The following is a 14739-nucleotide window of genomic DNA, read 5'->3' as shown; positions in this document are numbered from 1 at the left end:
ACAAATCGGGTAAAGCTTTTATAGACACAATTGTGTACAACTATTCGCTAGAAACGGAGAATAGGATTGCTAATTTTGTCGTTTCAATGCAAGCTAATTTTGCTTTATGTAACAAAAAAACCAGTTTTTCTGAAAAAAAGGAGGTCTTCTTGATCACTGTTCTTGTTGTTGATGATCATGAGCTCGTACGCACAGGCATTTGCCGTATGCTGGAAGACCATCCAGATGTTGATGTTGTTGGGCAGGCTGAGTCTGGAGAGGAAGCCATTGCCCTAGTTCGGCAAAAACATCCGCAGGTGGTGCTGTTAGATGTAAACATGCCTGGCATTGGTGGGGTTGAAACCACACGTCGGCTATTACAGACAGCACCTGACACTAAAGTAATTGCGGTGAGTGGCCTTACAGAAGAACCTTATCCATCCCTGTTACTTAAGGCTGGGGCAAAGGGTTATATCACCAAAGGTGCGCCGATTGCAGAAATGGTGCGTGCCATTAACAAGGTGATGCAGGGCGGTAAATATTTCAGTGCCGACATAGCCGAACAACTCGCCAGTTCCTATCTTTCCGACACCCAACAATCTCCGTTTGATGCTCTTTCTGAACGTGAAATGCAGGTGGCAATGATGGTGGTCAACTGTATCAGTGCTCAGGAAATTGCAGATAAATTATTCGTCAGCGTAAAAACCGTAAATACCTATCGTTATCGTATTTTTGAAAAACTGGGAATTGATAGCGATGTCAAGCTTACCCATCTTGCGATTCGATATGGACTCATTAAACCTTAATCTTTAGTCATCGCCTATGTTGGGACAAATTGCCTCCTCTGTATCACAGACCATCTATCGACTAGGGATTTGGTATAGTGGTTATCGCCTGATTATTTCAGTCAGCCTGATCCTGATTTATGTGCTTACCGCAGAACAACTGGGCAACAACTATCAATACCCTTTTCTCTATTTTTATACACTGCTGTGTTATACCTGCGTCAACATTTTTCAGCTCTTTTTACTGAAACTGCTTCCACTGCAAATCACCAAGCAACTGATCTTTGTCTTTATTGTTGACGTGATTTGCCTGAGCCTAATTACATTTTCAGCAGGTGGGCCAAACCTCCAGCTTAGCCTGCTCTACGTTATTATTATTTTTTCATCCGCCATTCTGCTTAATGCCCAGTTATCCTTAATCGTCACGCTGTTCGCGGTAATTATGGTGGTTTACCAGCGTTTTCTTGGCAACTTTTTTGACTACAATAATTTAAATCATCTCGGCAATAGCGCTCTCCTTGCCTTTCTATTTTTTGTGGTGCATGCGATTGGCCGTATTGCAGTGCAACGCTTTAAAATTCTGGAAACCTTAACTTTCCACCAATCTATCGAGATCCATCAACTCCAGAACATTAACCGCTATATTCTCGAACAGATCGAGGATGGTTATCTGGTGCTGGATGAAAGCAGCCATATTGTACTCAGCAATCCCGCCGCCAATACCCTGCTGGGTGTTCATTTTCCTATTTCGGCGGAAAAAACACCACTGATCAAATGGCAGGCCGACCTGTTCGAATTGATCAGGCTCAGTGACCTGAAAGATGGTGAGGAATTTAGTTTTGAATCCCAACAAAGCCCTTATACCGTCAATATAAAGGTTAAGCACCTCGTCGTTCCTGAACAATTCCTCATTTTATTGATTTTAAAAGATGCACAGAAACTTAACCAGCAAGTCCAGCAATTGAAACTGGCGGCCTTAGGACAGCTCTCCGCCAGTATCGCTCACGAAATTCGCAACCCTCTGGCTGCAATTGTACAGGCCAATGAACTGCTCAAGGAAAGTGATGCCCATCAACAGGACATGCTTTCACGCATGATTGGCAAACAGGCCAAGCGGATTGACAGCATCATTCAGGATACGCTGGAAATGGCACGCAACAAGCCGACAGAGGCACAGGTCATTCACCTGACTGATTTTTTTGGTAGCCTACTCAATGAAGATTTGGCTGATGTAAAACAACAGATTCAGCTCAATCTTCCTGAACGAGCCAGTATCCTGTTTGATGAAAAACAGTTGAGGCAGGTCATGATCAACCTGATTCGCAATGCATTGAGACATAATGCCGCAGATGCGGAACATATTGAGGTGCAGGTGCATTTAAAAGAGGGGCGAATCTGTATTGATGTCATTGATTTTGGTACAGGCGTGGCAAAACGCGATATTTCTCAGCTATTCAAGCCATTTTTTAGTACCGCAATTAAAGGAACTGGTTTAGGATTGTACCTATCTCATAGCTTTTGTGAGGCAAATCATGCAAAGCTCACCTATGTTGAGCGACAACAAGGAGCATGTTTCAGGATTGAATGCTCAAAAATTCATTGATTTAGATTAGGTTTTCGGGGAAATGGCAACTAAACAACCACTCGTCTTGCTGGTAGACGATGAAGAAGACTTATGTCTCCTCATGCAAATGACGCTTGCACGAATGGGGATTAAAACCCATCTCGCCTATCGTGTAGAGCAAGCAAAAAAGTTTTTTACTGAATTTCAGTATGATGCTTGTTTAACAGACCTAAACCTTCCAGATGGTAATGGTCTCGATTTAGTCAAACACGTAACACAGAACTATCCCAATACACCGATTGCGGTACTAACTGCCTATGGCAATATGGATATTGCTATTGCGGCATTGAAAGCGGGTGCATTTGATTTTGTCAGTAAGCCTGTCAATCAAACACATTTAGACCAGTTGATTCAAAAAGCGTTAAATCGCCCACAACCTGAACAGGAAGCAGCTGAAACAGCTTTAGAAAATAAATTACTGATTGGGCGATCGGCACCAATTCAACAATTACGTATCGCACTCAAGAAAATTGCCCGTTCTCAGGCACCTGTATTTATCACGGGCGAGTCTGGAACAGGTAAGGAAGTCGTTGCCAATCTGGTTCATCGTCTAAGTAACCGTAGTGAAGGGCCTTTTATTGCAATTAACTGTGGTGCCATTCCAACCGAATTGATGGAAAGTGAACTGTTCGGACATAAGAAAGGCAGTTTTACAGGTGCGGCACAGGACAAACAGGGCTTAATTCTGTCAGCACATGGTGGTAGCTTGTTTCTGGACGAGATCGCAGAACTACCACTCAATATGCAGGTCAAATTATTACGTGCCGTACAGGAGAAGAAGATCCGCCCTGTCGGCTCAGACCAAGAAATTGATGTTGATTTCCGTGTGATCAGTGCCAGCCATCAGGATCTTGAACTTCTGGTTCAACAAAGCCGCTTCCGTCAGGACTTATTTTTCCGTATTCACGTCATGGATATCGTGCTGCCACCTTTGCGTGAGCGTGGCCAGGACATTCTCCTGCTGGCGAATCACTTTATCCAGAAAATTAGCCAGGAATGGGAACTCCCTGCAAAAACCCTGTCTTCTCGTGCAGAACAATTCCTGTTACAACAATATTTCCCAGGCAATGTGCGTGAGTTACGCAATATCATTGAACGCGCCATCACCCTCAGTGATGACGAAAATATCGATCTTGCACACTTGCAAACAGCCCCATTACGCGGCTCAATTGCGACTCCTGTCACCATGCCCTTTGCAACGCAGGAAGAGAATGAGCAGGTTCATCCAAGCACTAGCCCTGCAATGAGTTCTAAAAAACTTCCGCCTGAAGGACTGGAACGCTATCTAGAAAATATTGAGAAAGAAATCCTGCTCAATGCACTCAATCTCACGCACTGGAACCGTACTCTGGCGGCCAAGAAACTGGGCATGACGTTCCGCTCTTTACGCTATCGTTTGAAAAAATTTGGACTCGATACTGAAGATGATGAGTAATACGCTGATCTAAAAATAAAGCCCCTTTAAAAGGGGCTTTATTATGTTAAAGCTTACTTTTCAGCACCAGTTCAGTGACATGTTCTAAATAACTGTCCTCTTTCATTTCTGGTGGCAAGGGATAGGTCTGGTTTGGCTGAATCCCCTGTCCCTCAATCATGTTGCCATTTGGGGTGTAATAATGCGATACCGTCATTTGCAGGGCTGCGCCACTTGGAAGTGGAAACAGTTTTTGTACCACACCTTTACCATAACTGTTCTCCCCAATCACCCATGCCCGTTTATGTTCTTTCAGGGCTGCGGTAAACACTTCAGCCGCTGATGCAGAACGGCGGTTGATCAAAATCCCCAGTTTAATATTCTGAAACTCATTGGAGGGCAATGCCTGAAACTGCTGATCACCCTCGGAACGGCTTTTTGTGGTGACAATGAGTCCCTGATTCAAAAATAAGTCTGCTGATTCAACCGCAGCGGAAAGCAGTCCACCTGGATTATTGCGTAAATCCAGCACAACCGCCTTTAACTTGGTTGAACTGTATTCCTCAATCAGTCGTTTGATTTCATTGGCCGTATCTTGCTGGAATACCCGAATTTTGAGTACCAGTACCTGATTATGTAATAAAACAGGTTCAATATCAGTTTCAACTTTTTTATTCCGAACCAGAATTACCGTGCTATTGCTGTTTTCAGGTTGTATTTGCAGGGTGCTGCCAATCGATCCATAAAGTAAACCCTGCACTTGATCTTGATTCAGGCTCTTTAATTCCTGATTGTCAATTTTCAGGATGGTTTGCCCATTACGCAATCCCAGCTTATTGGAATCCGACCCTGTTTTTAGGTCATGAATCTGCCATAAGCGGGTAAAGCTGTCATAATTTAAATTAAAATCAACAGAAGCTAAATCACCCTCGGTATATTGAATCAGCTGGCGATATTCCTCAGCAGACAGATAACGGGAATAGCGATCCAGACCACTGACCAATCCCTTAATGGCCTGCTGAAACAGGGCATCATCAGATTTCTTGTCAACATAGTTGTCCCGTACAATGCCATAGATTTGTACAAACTGTTGAATTGACTCAATTGGCACTTCGGCGCTGCTATGCGGTGCAGTCTCCTCCACCCAGCCCGATGGATGTGGGCTTGGTGCTGCATATAGGATATGTCCCCAACACATCAACAAACCTACATAGAAAGCCCTGTGGATGTTGTTGTGCTGGTTCATTGGTTCACCTTTCTAAAGAAGCTCTTCTTTTAAAAACAGGAGCTAAGGGAAATTTATTCCAAAGTAATTAAATTTTTACCCTGCATTTCTGGCGGTACAGGAATCTGCATCAAATGAAGCAGTGTTGGCGCGACATCTGCCAAAACCCCACCCTCAGCAATGGTTGCCTGCGTTGGCCCAACATAGATAAATGGAACCAGTTCAGTAGTGTGCTGGGTATGAACCTGTCCACTGTCGTAGTCCTGCATTTGCTCTACATTACCATGATCGGCGGTAATTAACATATGCCCTTTGTTTGCCATGACAGCCTCATAGACACGTCCCAAACAGGTGTCCACTGTCTCAACCGCTTTTACCGCAGCGTCAAACACACCTGTATGCCCGACCATGTCACCGTTGGCATAGTTCACCACCAACAGGTCAAACTCACCTGAATTAATGGCATTCACCAGTTCATCAGTGACTTCTATGGCACTCATTTCAGGTTTCAGGTCATAGGTTGCCACATTGGGTGATGGAATCAGGATACGCTTTTCACCTGTATATTCATCTTCACGACCACCACTAAAGAAGAACGTGACGTGGGCATATTTTTCAGTTTCAGCAATACGCAACTGGGTTTTGCCTAAACCAGACAAGTATTCACCAATGGAATTTTTAAGTTCTTCTGGCATATAGGCAACAGGTGCATCAATGCTGGCCTGATAACGGGTCAGCATCACAAACTTTGACAAATGCGGAACAACTTTACGCTCAAAGCCTGCAAAATCTTTTTCAACAAAGGCACGGGTGATTTCACGGGCACGGTCAGCACGGAAATTCATAAATACAATGCTGTCACCATCCTGTACCTTGACGGTTTCACCAATACGGGTTGCTCGAACAAATTCATCGTTCTCATCCGCCGCATAGGCCTGTTCCAAGCCATCAACCGCAGAATTGGCAACACGGATTGCCTCACCCTCGGTCATCAAGCGATAGGCCTCTTCAACACGGTTCCAGCGATTGTCACGGTCCATTGCAAAATAGCGGCCAATCATTGAGACAATACGCCCCTGATTTGGGTATTGGGCAAACATGGCATCCAGTTTTTGCAGCGATGGCTTGGCACTGCGTGGTGGTGTATCACGACCATCGAGGAATGCATGTAGATATACTGTTGCACCACGTTTTAGCGCAAGCTCACACATGGCAACGATATGGTCTTCATGCGAGTGTACACCACCCTCTGACAACAACCCCATCACATGCACTGCACCATGGGCTGCCTTGGCTTTTTCAACCGCATCCACCAGCACTTCATGCTCAAAGAAATCACCAGTACGAATGTCCTTGGTAATACGGGTAAAATCCTGATACAGCACACGACCTGCACCCAGATTCATATGCCCCACTTCTGAGTTGCCCATCTGTCCATCAGGCAAGCCCACATCCTCACCAGAGCCAGAAATTAAACTATTGGGATGCCTGGCTTTCATGGCGCTGAGGTTTGGCGTTTTTGCCGCCAGATAAGCGTTGTCCTCAACCGCTTCACGATGTCCCACGCCATCCATAATGACCAGAACGTGAGGAATTTTGCCAGCATTTGCATCCGTCATAATGGACTCTCTGTTTGTCTATCATTTGATCGGCATAGTTTACCGAAATTTGACAAATTTCTCCATGATCTTGCAGACGCTTTAATCAATAATGATTATCAATTCAAACTATTCAGACTTCTAGCGTGCGCGATAGAGCAAATAACTTCCTGCCACAAACATCAACAGGATTGGCAGCAAGACAAACCACGCTGGGGAAGGCGCATACACCAGACTTGCATAGCCCAAAAAGTCCTGTAAATAGAAAAAGCCCAGTCCTGTAAATAATGCAATTACGAGACGGAAACCCATCGATTGCTGACGCAATGGGCCAAAAATAAAGGAACAGGCGATCAATACCAGCGTAATCAGGGCAAAGGGTGAAGCAACTTTTTGCCAGAATGCCAATTCATAGGTTTTTGGCACCTGACTATATTCTTTTAGGTAGTGCATAAAACTGATCAGTTGGCTTGGCGATAAATCCTCTGGGTCCAGCGTAACCATATGTACATATTTAGGCTGTAATGCCAGTCCCAATGGCTGTTGCTCATGATCAGTCTTGATCGCATTACCCTGAGCCAGTAAATCGACCTGATGCGACTCTTTTAAAGTCCACTGCCCATCTTTGACAAACTGCCCTTGTTCGGCACTGACAAAAGACTGTAAACGATAGTTTTGATCGAAATCAATGACATTAATATCACGAAGTTGTCCCTGGGCATTGGCATAGTCAATATAGATAAAGCGCTGCCCCTCACGTGACCAATAGCCTTTTACCTCACCCAAGGATGCGACACTACGCTGTTTTTTAATGCTCTGCGCCTTTTCATTGGTATATGGGATCACCCATTCACTCAAGGCAAACGACAGGATGATCAGCAATAAAGCTGAACGCATTACCCAGCCCACAATGCGCCATAGGCTGATGCCCACTGAACGCATCACAATCAGCTCACTATTGGATGCCAATGCTCCCAGCCCTAAAACCGAACCAATCAATGCCGCAACAGGCAGGATTTCATAGAGATAGCGCGGCGCCCCCCACATCACAAACAGGAACGCCTGCCATGCGTTATAATCGGGTTTAAGCGAACCCAGCTCACCCAGATAGGTAAACAACACCTGTAGAAAAGACAGCACCAGCGTGGTTCCCAGCATGGCGAGAACCGTGGTTTTGGTGACATGTCTGGCGACTATTCGACGTGCTAACATCACAACCCCACTCGCTGCATACTTTTCTTGATTTTGGGTGCCAGCTTCTGTTTACGGGCAAAAATTGCCGCAGCACCTGCATATACCAACAACACCACTGGATAGGCCCAGATATCCAGTTGTTCCTTACTAATCCGCGTTTTAATCGCGATCATCAACACAATCAGGCTGGCAAAGATGAAAATGGCGGGAATCAGACGGTAATAACGTCCCTGCCGTGGGCTAACCTCAGATAAAGCCACGGTCAGCATCAGGGCAATCACCATGACCAATGGACCAAAAATCCGCCAGCCCAGCTCACTCCGCACCACGGAATCATCCCGCTTTTGCCATAGCTTGCTCATCGGCAATGCTTCCACATCATCACTTTCAAATTTGACATCCTTATCATTTTCCAGACGTAAACGATAGGACTGAAACTCGGCTTGAGTATATCTAGGCTGGTTTGGATAGATTTCGTAGCGACGGCCCTGAACCAGATCAACCACATTGGCGGTATCATTGGCCATTTCCACACGGGTGGCTTCTTTCGCCAGAATCATCACATCAGGCTTATCTTCCCGATCCGCCTTTTGGTAATAAAAAATATCCTTTAAATTCTTACGGTCTTCCGAAAGCGAACCTGCATAAATGGTATATGGCCCAGAAGAGATAAACTCCTTTGGTCGAACCAGATCAAAGCCCGCACGCACAGCCTGAGTCTGCATCAGGCTTTTATAGGCGCGTATTCCCGAAGATGCTCCCCAAAACATCAAGATAGACTGAACAATCAAAAATACCAGGGTCATTGGTAATAAGAGTCGTGCCAACTGGTTGCGGCTCACGCCACTGCCATTCAACACCGCCATTTCATGATCGACATACAGACGACCAAACACCAGCATCAGGCCAATAAAAAAGCCCAATGGCAGGATCAACGTTAAAAACTCAGGCAAACGATAGGCAATGATGCTCAGCAGGACATCACCGTCCAAACGACCCTGTGCAGCACGTCCAAAAATCTTGATCAACTGACCGCCCATAATGATTAGAGTGAGCAAGGCAGTCACCACCAGCGAGGTGGACACCACTTGTTTGACGAGGTAACGCCGAATAATCAAGGTAATGCTTCCAGATAGAGTCAGTCGAAAGGAAACTGTAGTTTACCCGAATGTTAAAAATATAAAACCTATCGCTTGTTGCCGATTGCAACCTCATATCCGAAAGTGTTTAATGGACTTATCTTTCTTTTTTGTCCATTAGGTTCGAAACAGACAATGAAATTTACACTGCAAACTGCATTTCCAGCACAAACATCAAGTGAATCTTTGTGGATATTGGTTGATTCAGAACAATTACAACAGAATTTAAATGCTTATCAAATCAACCAGCTAGATGACATTCTCAATGCCACTCAGTTTAAGGCGGGTTTTAATGAAAGCCTGCCGTTAATTGCCAATATTGCGGTACAGCCAAACGCCCAGCTACTGGGTCTTGGGAAAAGTGCAGAATTAAAAGCTATTAAATTAGCAAAACTCGCACAATCCATTATCAAATCATCACAAAATAAATTTAAGCACATCACGCTAGACATTTCGGCGTTACCGACTGATTTACATGGATTGTTTGCCTTGAACCTGACACAGGCAGCTTATGGCTATGATGCATTTAAATCCAAGAAGAATGAATTTGTGTTGGAAAGCATTGATCTGGTTGCAAGCGAAAGCCCACTGAATGATGCCCAACTCAACCTGATTCATGCAGTTCAGTCAGGTCAAAACTATGCGCGCGATTTAGGCAACTGCCCGCCGAATCTTTGTTTCCCAGAATATCTTGCTGATCAGGCCCTTGCCCTTGCCGCACAATATCCAGACCTACTCAAAGTCACGGTACTGGATGAGCAGCAAATGGCTGACCTGGGCATGTATGCTTTCCTTGCCGTCAGCAAAGGCTCAGAACGTCCAGGGCGCGTGATCACGTTGGAATACAATACCCAGGTAGATCAGGCACCTGTGGTACTGGTCGGTAAGGGCGTGACTTTTGATACAGGCGGTATTTCACTCAAACCAGGCTTGGGTATGGATGAAATGAAGTTTGATATGTGTGGTGCGGCCTCGGTACTGGGTACAATCCGCGCATTATGCGAAGCCCGACTGCCAATTCATGTGGTCGGTGCGGTTGCTGCGGCTGAAAACATGCCATCAGGGCATGCCACCCGTCCAGGTGACATCGTGACCACCATGAGCGGTCAAACCGTTGAAATTCTGAATACTGATGCCGAAGGCCGCCTTGTACTTTGTGACACACTGACCTATATCAAACGCTTCAACCCTGCCCTTGTGATTGACATTGCGACGCTGACAGGTGCATGTGTGGTGGCGCTAGGCAAAGTCGTCAGTGGGCTATTCTCTCCAGATGATGAACTGGTACAAGAATTACAACTTGCTGGCGAACAATCACTCGACCGTGTATGGCGTATGCCTGTGATGGAAGAATATCAAGAACTCCTTGATTCACCATTTGCCGATATTGCCAATATTGGTGGTCCTTATGGTGGTGCAATAACCGCAGCATGTTTCCTTGAACGTTTCACTCGTGATTACCGCTGGGCACATCTTGATGTGGCTGGTACAGCATGGTTATCTGGTGCAGCTAAAGGTGCAACTGGACGCCCAGTACCATTACTGATGCAGTTTTTAGCGAATCGTGTTGAAACGAATAACTAATCTATGGCACAAGTTAGTTTTTATTTGTTTGAAAACAGCGTTGAGCGGCAAGTTGATAGTGCTTGCCGTTTATGTCGAAAAATTCTGAATCAGCACCCACAGATTTGGTGGTATTGTGTTGATTCAAATTTACAAAATGAGTTGGATAACAAGCTATGGAGTTTTGATTCAAGTAGCTTTATTGCTCATGGAATTGATCAATTGAATAGTCCAGTGTGTATTTCAGCTGAATTACCGCCATCGAATGATTGGATTGTATTTAATTTTAACAATCATGCACTTGAACAAACTCAGGATTTTCGCCACATTATCGAAATTATTGAAAATAATGAAACCGCGAAACAGGCTGGTCGGGAAAAGTTTAAAATGTATCGTCGTTTGGGTATCGAACCTCGAACATTTAAATTATAAGTCTGCAACAAAAAGCATCATTTTGAGGAGTGTCGCGTGGCATTAAATGTAGGTCAGGATTTTAAAAAACGCTGGTTAAATGCACCTGAAACAGTCCGCCAGACTTATCAGGAAGATTTGGCACGTATCTGTGATCTATTGCTACCGCAAACCCTGATTCAAACATGGAAGCAACACGAAGAGAAAGCGCAGCAGCGTTCCCAACAACGCATCGATCAGGCCTATGCCGACTTAAAGGCAGAATTGATCGAACAGGCACGCGTTCGTAAACAATTGGCTTTGGAAAAAGCTCTGGCGGAAAAACGTGCTGCCGAGGCGGCTTATGCAGCACAGCTACAGGCAGATGAAGAACAGCAGTTTGAACAGCAAACTGAAAATCTTGTTGCTCTTCGACAACACATTGATCAAGAAATTGCACAACACACTGAACGTTATCAGGTCAATCCTGAACAGCCAAGCGTTGATTACGCCCAAGGTCAGCGCGTTGTGATTGAAGATCAGCAAATTCTGTCTGAGCTGGAAAGTGTCCGTGTTCGACTGGAACTGGAAGCGGAAAGTTTGATTGAACAGGCAGTAACTGTATTCCGTGCCAAGCTTCATGCACTGGCTCAGGACGAAATTGACTACATATTGAAAAACAGTCAGTTCTCAGATGAAAAATAATAAAAAAGCCCAGTTTAAACTGGGCTTTTTTATGTTTCATTTTTTATTTTAAGAAACCGTTTTCAGCCAAAAATGCCATACTGATGTTCGACTCAATTTTTTGTTCCGCTGCTTTATCACCCAACAATAAACGTTCAATATAACGAGCTAATACATCTACTTCCAGATTCACTTTGCTTCCAACCTGCCATGTCCCAATATTGGTACGCTCAGCGGTATGTGGAATCAGGTTTAGGCTCAGGATATTGCCACGTAAATGGTTAATGGTCAGGCTAATGCCATCTACCGTCACAGAACCTTTTTCAGCTAAATATTTTGCCAATTCAACAGGTGCTGTTACTTCAAAATATAATGAACGTGCGTCTTCTCGAACGACTGTAATTTCTCCTAGACCATCAACATGTCCACTCACAATATGTCCACCAAAACGTGTTGTTGGCAACATTGCTTTTTCGACATTGACGGATTGACCTACTTTCCATTGACCTAAAGTCGTTCGATTTAAGCTTTCACGAGACACATCTGCAGCATACCAATTGCTTCCCCACTCGATCACTGTGAGACAAATTCCATTAGTCGCAATTGAATCACCTAAATGTACATCAGACATATCCAAATCAGTTTGAATACGTAGACGTACATCACCGCCTACACTTTGTAAGCTCTCAACCTTACCTAAACTTTCAATAATGCCTGTAAACATAAAATCTCTCCTAACGCCTCTTTTACCACAAGGCCAATTGGGTACTATTGCCTGTAGTATCCACCCCACCCAATTCAGCAAAGTGATACAACTGTCCTAAAAGCTGTCGCAAAGGTGGACCAGACTTGGCATGGGTATCGGTAATCACGATAAATTCAAGTACCCGTGCCCGTTCAGACTGACGTTGTTTACTGACCCGATAGCGAGGAACATCCTGAGTCAGCAATGTGACCTTGCCGCGTTTTAAATTGGCGGTCAGCAGGTCTTTCGGTTCAATATTTCCATCAGTCGAATAACTGGTCAAAATATAGCGGGCATTAATGGTTTCCAATAACTTCTCATACGCCTCTCTGGCATATTTGGATGAGTTATATTGACTTGGACGCTGTTTACGCCAGGCACGGTCAATGCCACTCTTAAAGCCTTTGGTATCAGGTGGTGGCAGATCAACCTGATCCCATAAAGTCAGTGCATTGAGCACATGGTAATTACTGCTATAGGCGTGCTGATTATAGGGTGGATCAAGATAAGCCACATCCACCTCAAAACCACTCATTTGATTGGCCAGATGTTGGGCATCCACACACCACATTTCAGCCGCAGGACGCTTCGTATCGCCAATCTCACAGAAACGGCTTGGGGTCAGCCACAGTAAGGATTCAATCCGTTCCAGTGCTGTTTGGGTCTTACCCCCCCAGCCCTGATGGAAGCTTTTGAATACGCCACTGGTATTACTGACAAAGCTTGCCGAATACAGCAATGGTGCTAGTAATGCACTCATTTCCACATCATTGATTGCACCCTGTGCCTGCCAGGTTGCGATTTGCTGACGAATCGCATCAATCCGCATGCCATTACGGCGTTTAAAGAACAAACGGTCACGTGCTGCATCATAGATATCATCATTGCGCGGACAGAGGTTGTGCGTGACCCAGCCCTTAACCTCGGGCAGACGGTTGAGATAATCAATGGCCTTTTGATAGCCACCCAGTTCCTTAAAAGCAGGCGCATCAACACAGGCCAAAATGGCATGGTTCAAGGCATGGCTATAGGGTTCCCAGTCATTGGCGATCACACGATAGCCATTCTGGCGTGCCAAACGCGAGACCACACCACTCCCCGCAAAGAAATCAGCAAAAATCGGTGGGTTCTTTTTCCTGCTATTCAGTGTTTCCGTAATCTCAAGCGCCTCCAAAATAAGGTGCAATAGACGACGCTTATTACCGAGATAGGGAACGAGCTGATGAAAAAGATATTCGTCAGTGGTACGTGCCGCGTGCCGACGTTTGTGATAAACCGATGGTTCTGGATTCATATCATCTCTTGGATAGGGAACAATCTCAGGCGAATGTCTTGCCCAAGCTGGGTGATATCGACCAACTCAAACCGCAGTTGCTCTGCCATTTGGCTAAATTCAGCATTGAACATTGCACGGGCAGATTGACCAAGTAAGGTGGGTGCAACGTAACTGATCACTTCATCAACCAAACCCTGCTGTAAAAAGGCGGTGGACAACGTTGCGCCAGCCTCAACCAATACATCATAAATTTGGTATTGTTGAGCCAAGGCCTGCAATAATTGATTTAAAGGTTGCGGCGACAATTGTATCACGCCTAAATCGGCAAGTTCCTGACGAAATGGAGTCATCACCATCACTGTTTCAGGATTTTGTAATATCTTGGCAACAAGTGGCAACTGTCCCTGACGGTCTAACACGATACGTTTGGGTTGTACCACGGTCTCAATATCAATATTGTCCAAGGAACGCACATTAAGTTCGCAGTCATCTGCCAGTACTGTTTGAATGCCCGTAATCACTGCACCAGAAACTGCACGCCAATGCTGTACATCCTGCCGCGCGGCCGGGCCTGTAATCCATTTCGATTCACCCGACGCCATCGCGGTACGTCCATCCAGACTGGATGCAATTTTTAAACGCACATACGGCAAACCCGTAGACATCGCTTTTAAAAAGCCCAAATTGAGCGTTTTCGCAGTTTCTACACAAATTCCTGTTTCAACTTCAATACCCGCTGCTTGTAAAATTTGAACGCCTTTTCCCGCGACTAATGGGTTTGGGTCTGAACAAGCGACCACGACTTTCTTCACCTGAGCTTTAACCAATGCTTCGGCACAGGGAGGTGTTCTGCCGTAATGCGCGCAGGGTTCCAGGGTCACATAAGCTGTCGCGCCTTTAGCATGTTCGCCCGCTTGGCGAAGTGCAAAAACTTCTGCATGCGGCTGCCCCGCCTTAGGATGGAACCCCTCTCCAATCAGTTGATCGTTCTTGACAAGGACACAGCCCACATTCGGATTTGGTTTTGTTGAATATTGTCCAAGCCGAGCCAACTCAATGGCACGTTGCATCCAATATTGATCTTGGGATAAATGATTTTGCGTGAACTCAGACATGATTTCTC

General features: G+C 45.2%; 13 protein-coding genes. 6 read left to right on the top strand and 7 right to left on the bottom strand.

Features of this window, described 5'->3' with window-relative positions; translation table 11 throughout:
* The first annotated feature begins 149 nt into the window (after nucleotides 1-149).
* From F972_RS01165 to F972_RS01155, 3 genes are read left to right on the top strand one after another with little or no spacing between them, the layout of a single operon-like run.
* Nucleotides 150-785 (top strand): response regulator transcription factor GacA, encoded by a 636-nt coding sequence (locus F972_RS01165; RefSeq protein ID WP_004674275.1) that lies wholly within the window; start codon nucleotides 150-152, stop codon nucleotides 783-785.
* A 16-nt stretch (nucleotides 786-801) separates the two neighbouring features.
* Nucleotides 802-2367 carry a sensor histidine kinase gene (locus F972_RS01160; RefSeq protein WP_004763680.1) on the top strand — a complete coding sequence of 522 codons (1566 nt, stop codon included), beginning with the start codon at nucleotides 802-804 and terminating at the stop codon, nucleotides 2365-2367.
* Nucleotides 2368-2389: 22 nt separating this feature from the next.
* Nucleotides 2390-3823 carry a sigma-54-dependent transcriptional regulator gene (locus F972_RS01155; protein ID WP_004680769.1) on the top strand — a complete coding sequence of 478 codons (1434 nt, stop codon included), beginning with the start codon at nucleotides 2390-2392 and terminating at the stop codon, nucleotides 3821-3823.
* A 46-nt stretch (nucleotides 3824-3869) separates the two neighbouring features.
* Here the strand turns inward: F972_RS01155 and F972_RS01150 are convergent, their stop codons facing one another.
* From F972_RS01150 to lptF, 4 genes are all read right to left on the bottom strand, one after another.
* Nucleotides 3870-5048: a S41 family peptidase gene (locus F972_RS01150; RefSeq protein WP_004756365.1), complete on the bottom strand. Its 1179-nt coding sequence runs from the start codon at nucleotides 5046-5048 to the stop codon at nucleotides 3870-3872.
* Between the two features lie 53 nt (nucleotides 5049-5101).
* Complete coding sequence (gene gpmI, locus F972_RS01145) at nucleotides 5102-6646, bottom strand: 2,3-bisphosphoglycerate-independent phosphoglycerate mutase (RefSeq protein WP_004756367.1); 1545 nt, start codon at nucleotides 6644-6646, stop codon at nucleotides 5102-5104.
* Nucleotides 6647-6766: 120 nt separating this feature from the next.
* On the bottom strand, nucleotides 6767-7837 hold the full coding sequence (gene lptG, locus F972_RS01140; RefSeq protein ID WP_004756369.1) for an LPS export ABC transporter permease LptG: 1071 nt from the start codon (nucleotides 7835-7837) through the stop codon (nucleotides 6767-6769).
* Complete coding sequence (gene lptF / locus F972_RS01135) at nucleotides 7837-8937, bottom strand: LPS export ABC transporter permease LptF (protein ID WP_004756371.1); 1101 nt, start codon at nucleotides 8935-8937, stop codon at nucleotides 7837-7839. The genes lptG and lptF overlap by 1 nt, the downstream gene beginning before the upstream one ends.
* A 156-nt stretch (nucleotides 8938-9093) precedes the next feature.
* Here lptF and F972_RS01130 point away from each other — a divergent pair, with 156 nt between their 5' ends.
* From F972_RS01130 to F972_RS01120, 3 genes are read left to right on the top strand one after another with little or no spacing between them, the layout of a single operon-like run.
* The gene (locus F972_RS01130; protein ID WP_004680774.1) at nucleotides 9094-10542 is read left to right on the top strand and encodes a leucyl aminopeptidase; all 1449 of its coding nucleotides are present in this window, start codon (nucleotides 9094-9096) and stop codon (nucleotides 10540-10542) included.
* 3 nt (nucleotides 10543-10545) lie between these two features.
* Nucleotides 10546-10953, top strand: coding sequence for a DNA polymerase III subunit chi (locus tag F972_RS01125; protein WP_004680775.1), 408 nt, complete (start codon nucleotides 10546-10548; stop codon nucleotides 10951-10953).
* A gap of 36 nt (nucleotides 10954-10989) precedes the next feature.
* Entirely contained in the window at nucleotides 10990-11616 is a 627-nt protein-coding gene (locus F972_RS01120; RefSeq protein WP_004763679.1) for a cell division protein BlhA, read from the top strand.
* Nucleotides 11617-11659: 43 nt separating this feature from the next.
* Here F972_RS01120 and F972_RS01115 read toward each other — a convergent pair whose 3' ends face one another.
* The 3 genes from F972_RS01115 to ribD are packed head-to-tail and all read right to left on the bottom strand — an operon-like array spanning nucleotide 11660 to nucleotide 14731.
* Nucleotides 11660-12319: a riboflavin synthase gene (locus F972_RS01115; RefSeq protein ID WP_004763678.1), complete on the bottom strand. Its 660-nt coding sequence runs from the start codon at nucleotides 12317-12319 to the stop codon at nucleotides 11660-11662.
* 22 nt (nucleotides 12320-12341) lie between these two features.
* Complete coding sequence (locus F972_RS01110) at nucleotides 12342-13634, bottom strand: DNA adenine methylase (protein ID WP_004680778.1); 1293 nt, start codon at nucleotides 13632-13634, stop codon at nucleotides 12342-12344.
* Entirely contained in the window at nucleotides 13631-14731 is a 1101-nt protein-coding gene (gene ribD / locus F972_RS01105) for a bifunctional diaminohydroxyphosphoribosylaminopyrimidine deaminase/5-amino-6-(5-phosphoribosylamino)uracil reductase RibD (protein WP_004680779.1), read from the bottom strand. The genes F972_RS01110 and ribD overlap by 4 nt, the downstream gene beginning before the upstream one ends.
* Between the last annotated feature and the right edge of the window lie 8 nt (nucleotides 14732-14739).

Origin of the sequence: Acinetobacter sp. CIP 102529 (assembly GCF_000368325.1) — a bacterium.
In the GTDB taxonomy this organism is placed as follows: Bacteria; Pseudomonadota; Gammaproteobacteria; order Pseudomonadales; family Moraxellaceae; genus Acinetobacter; species Acinetobacter parvus.
The sequence above is the reverse complement of the archived record's forward strand: the minus strand, read 5'-3'. Positions and strand labels throughout refer to the sequence as shown.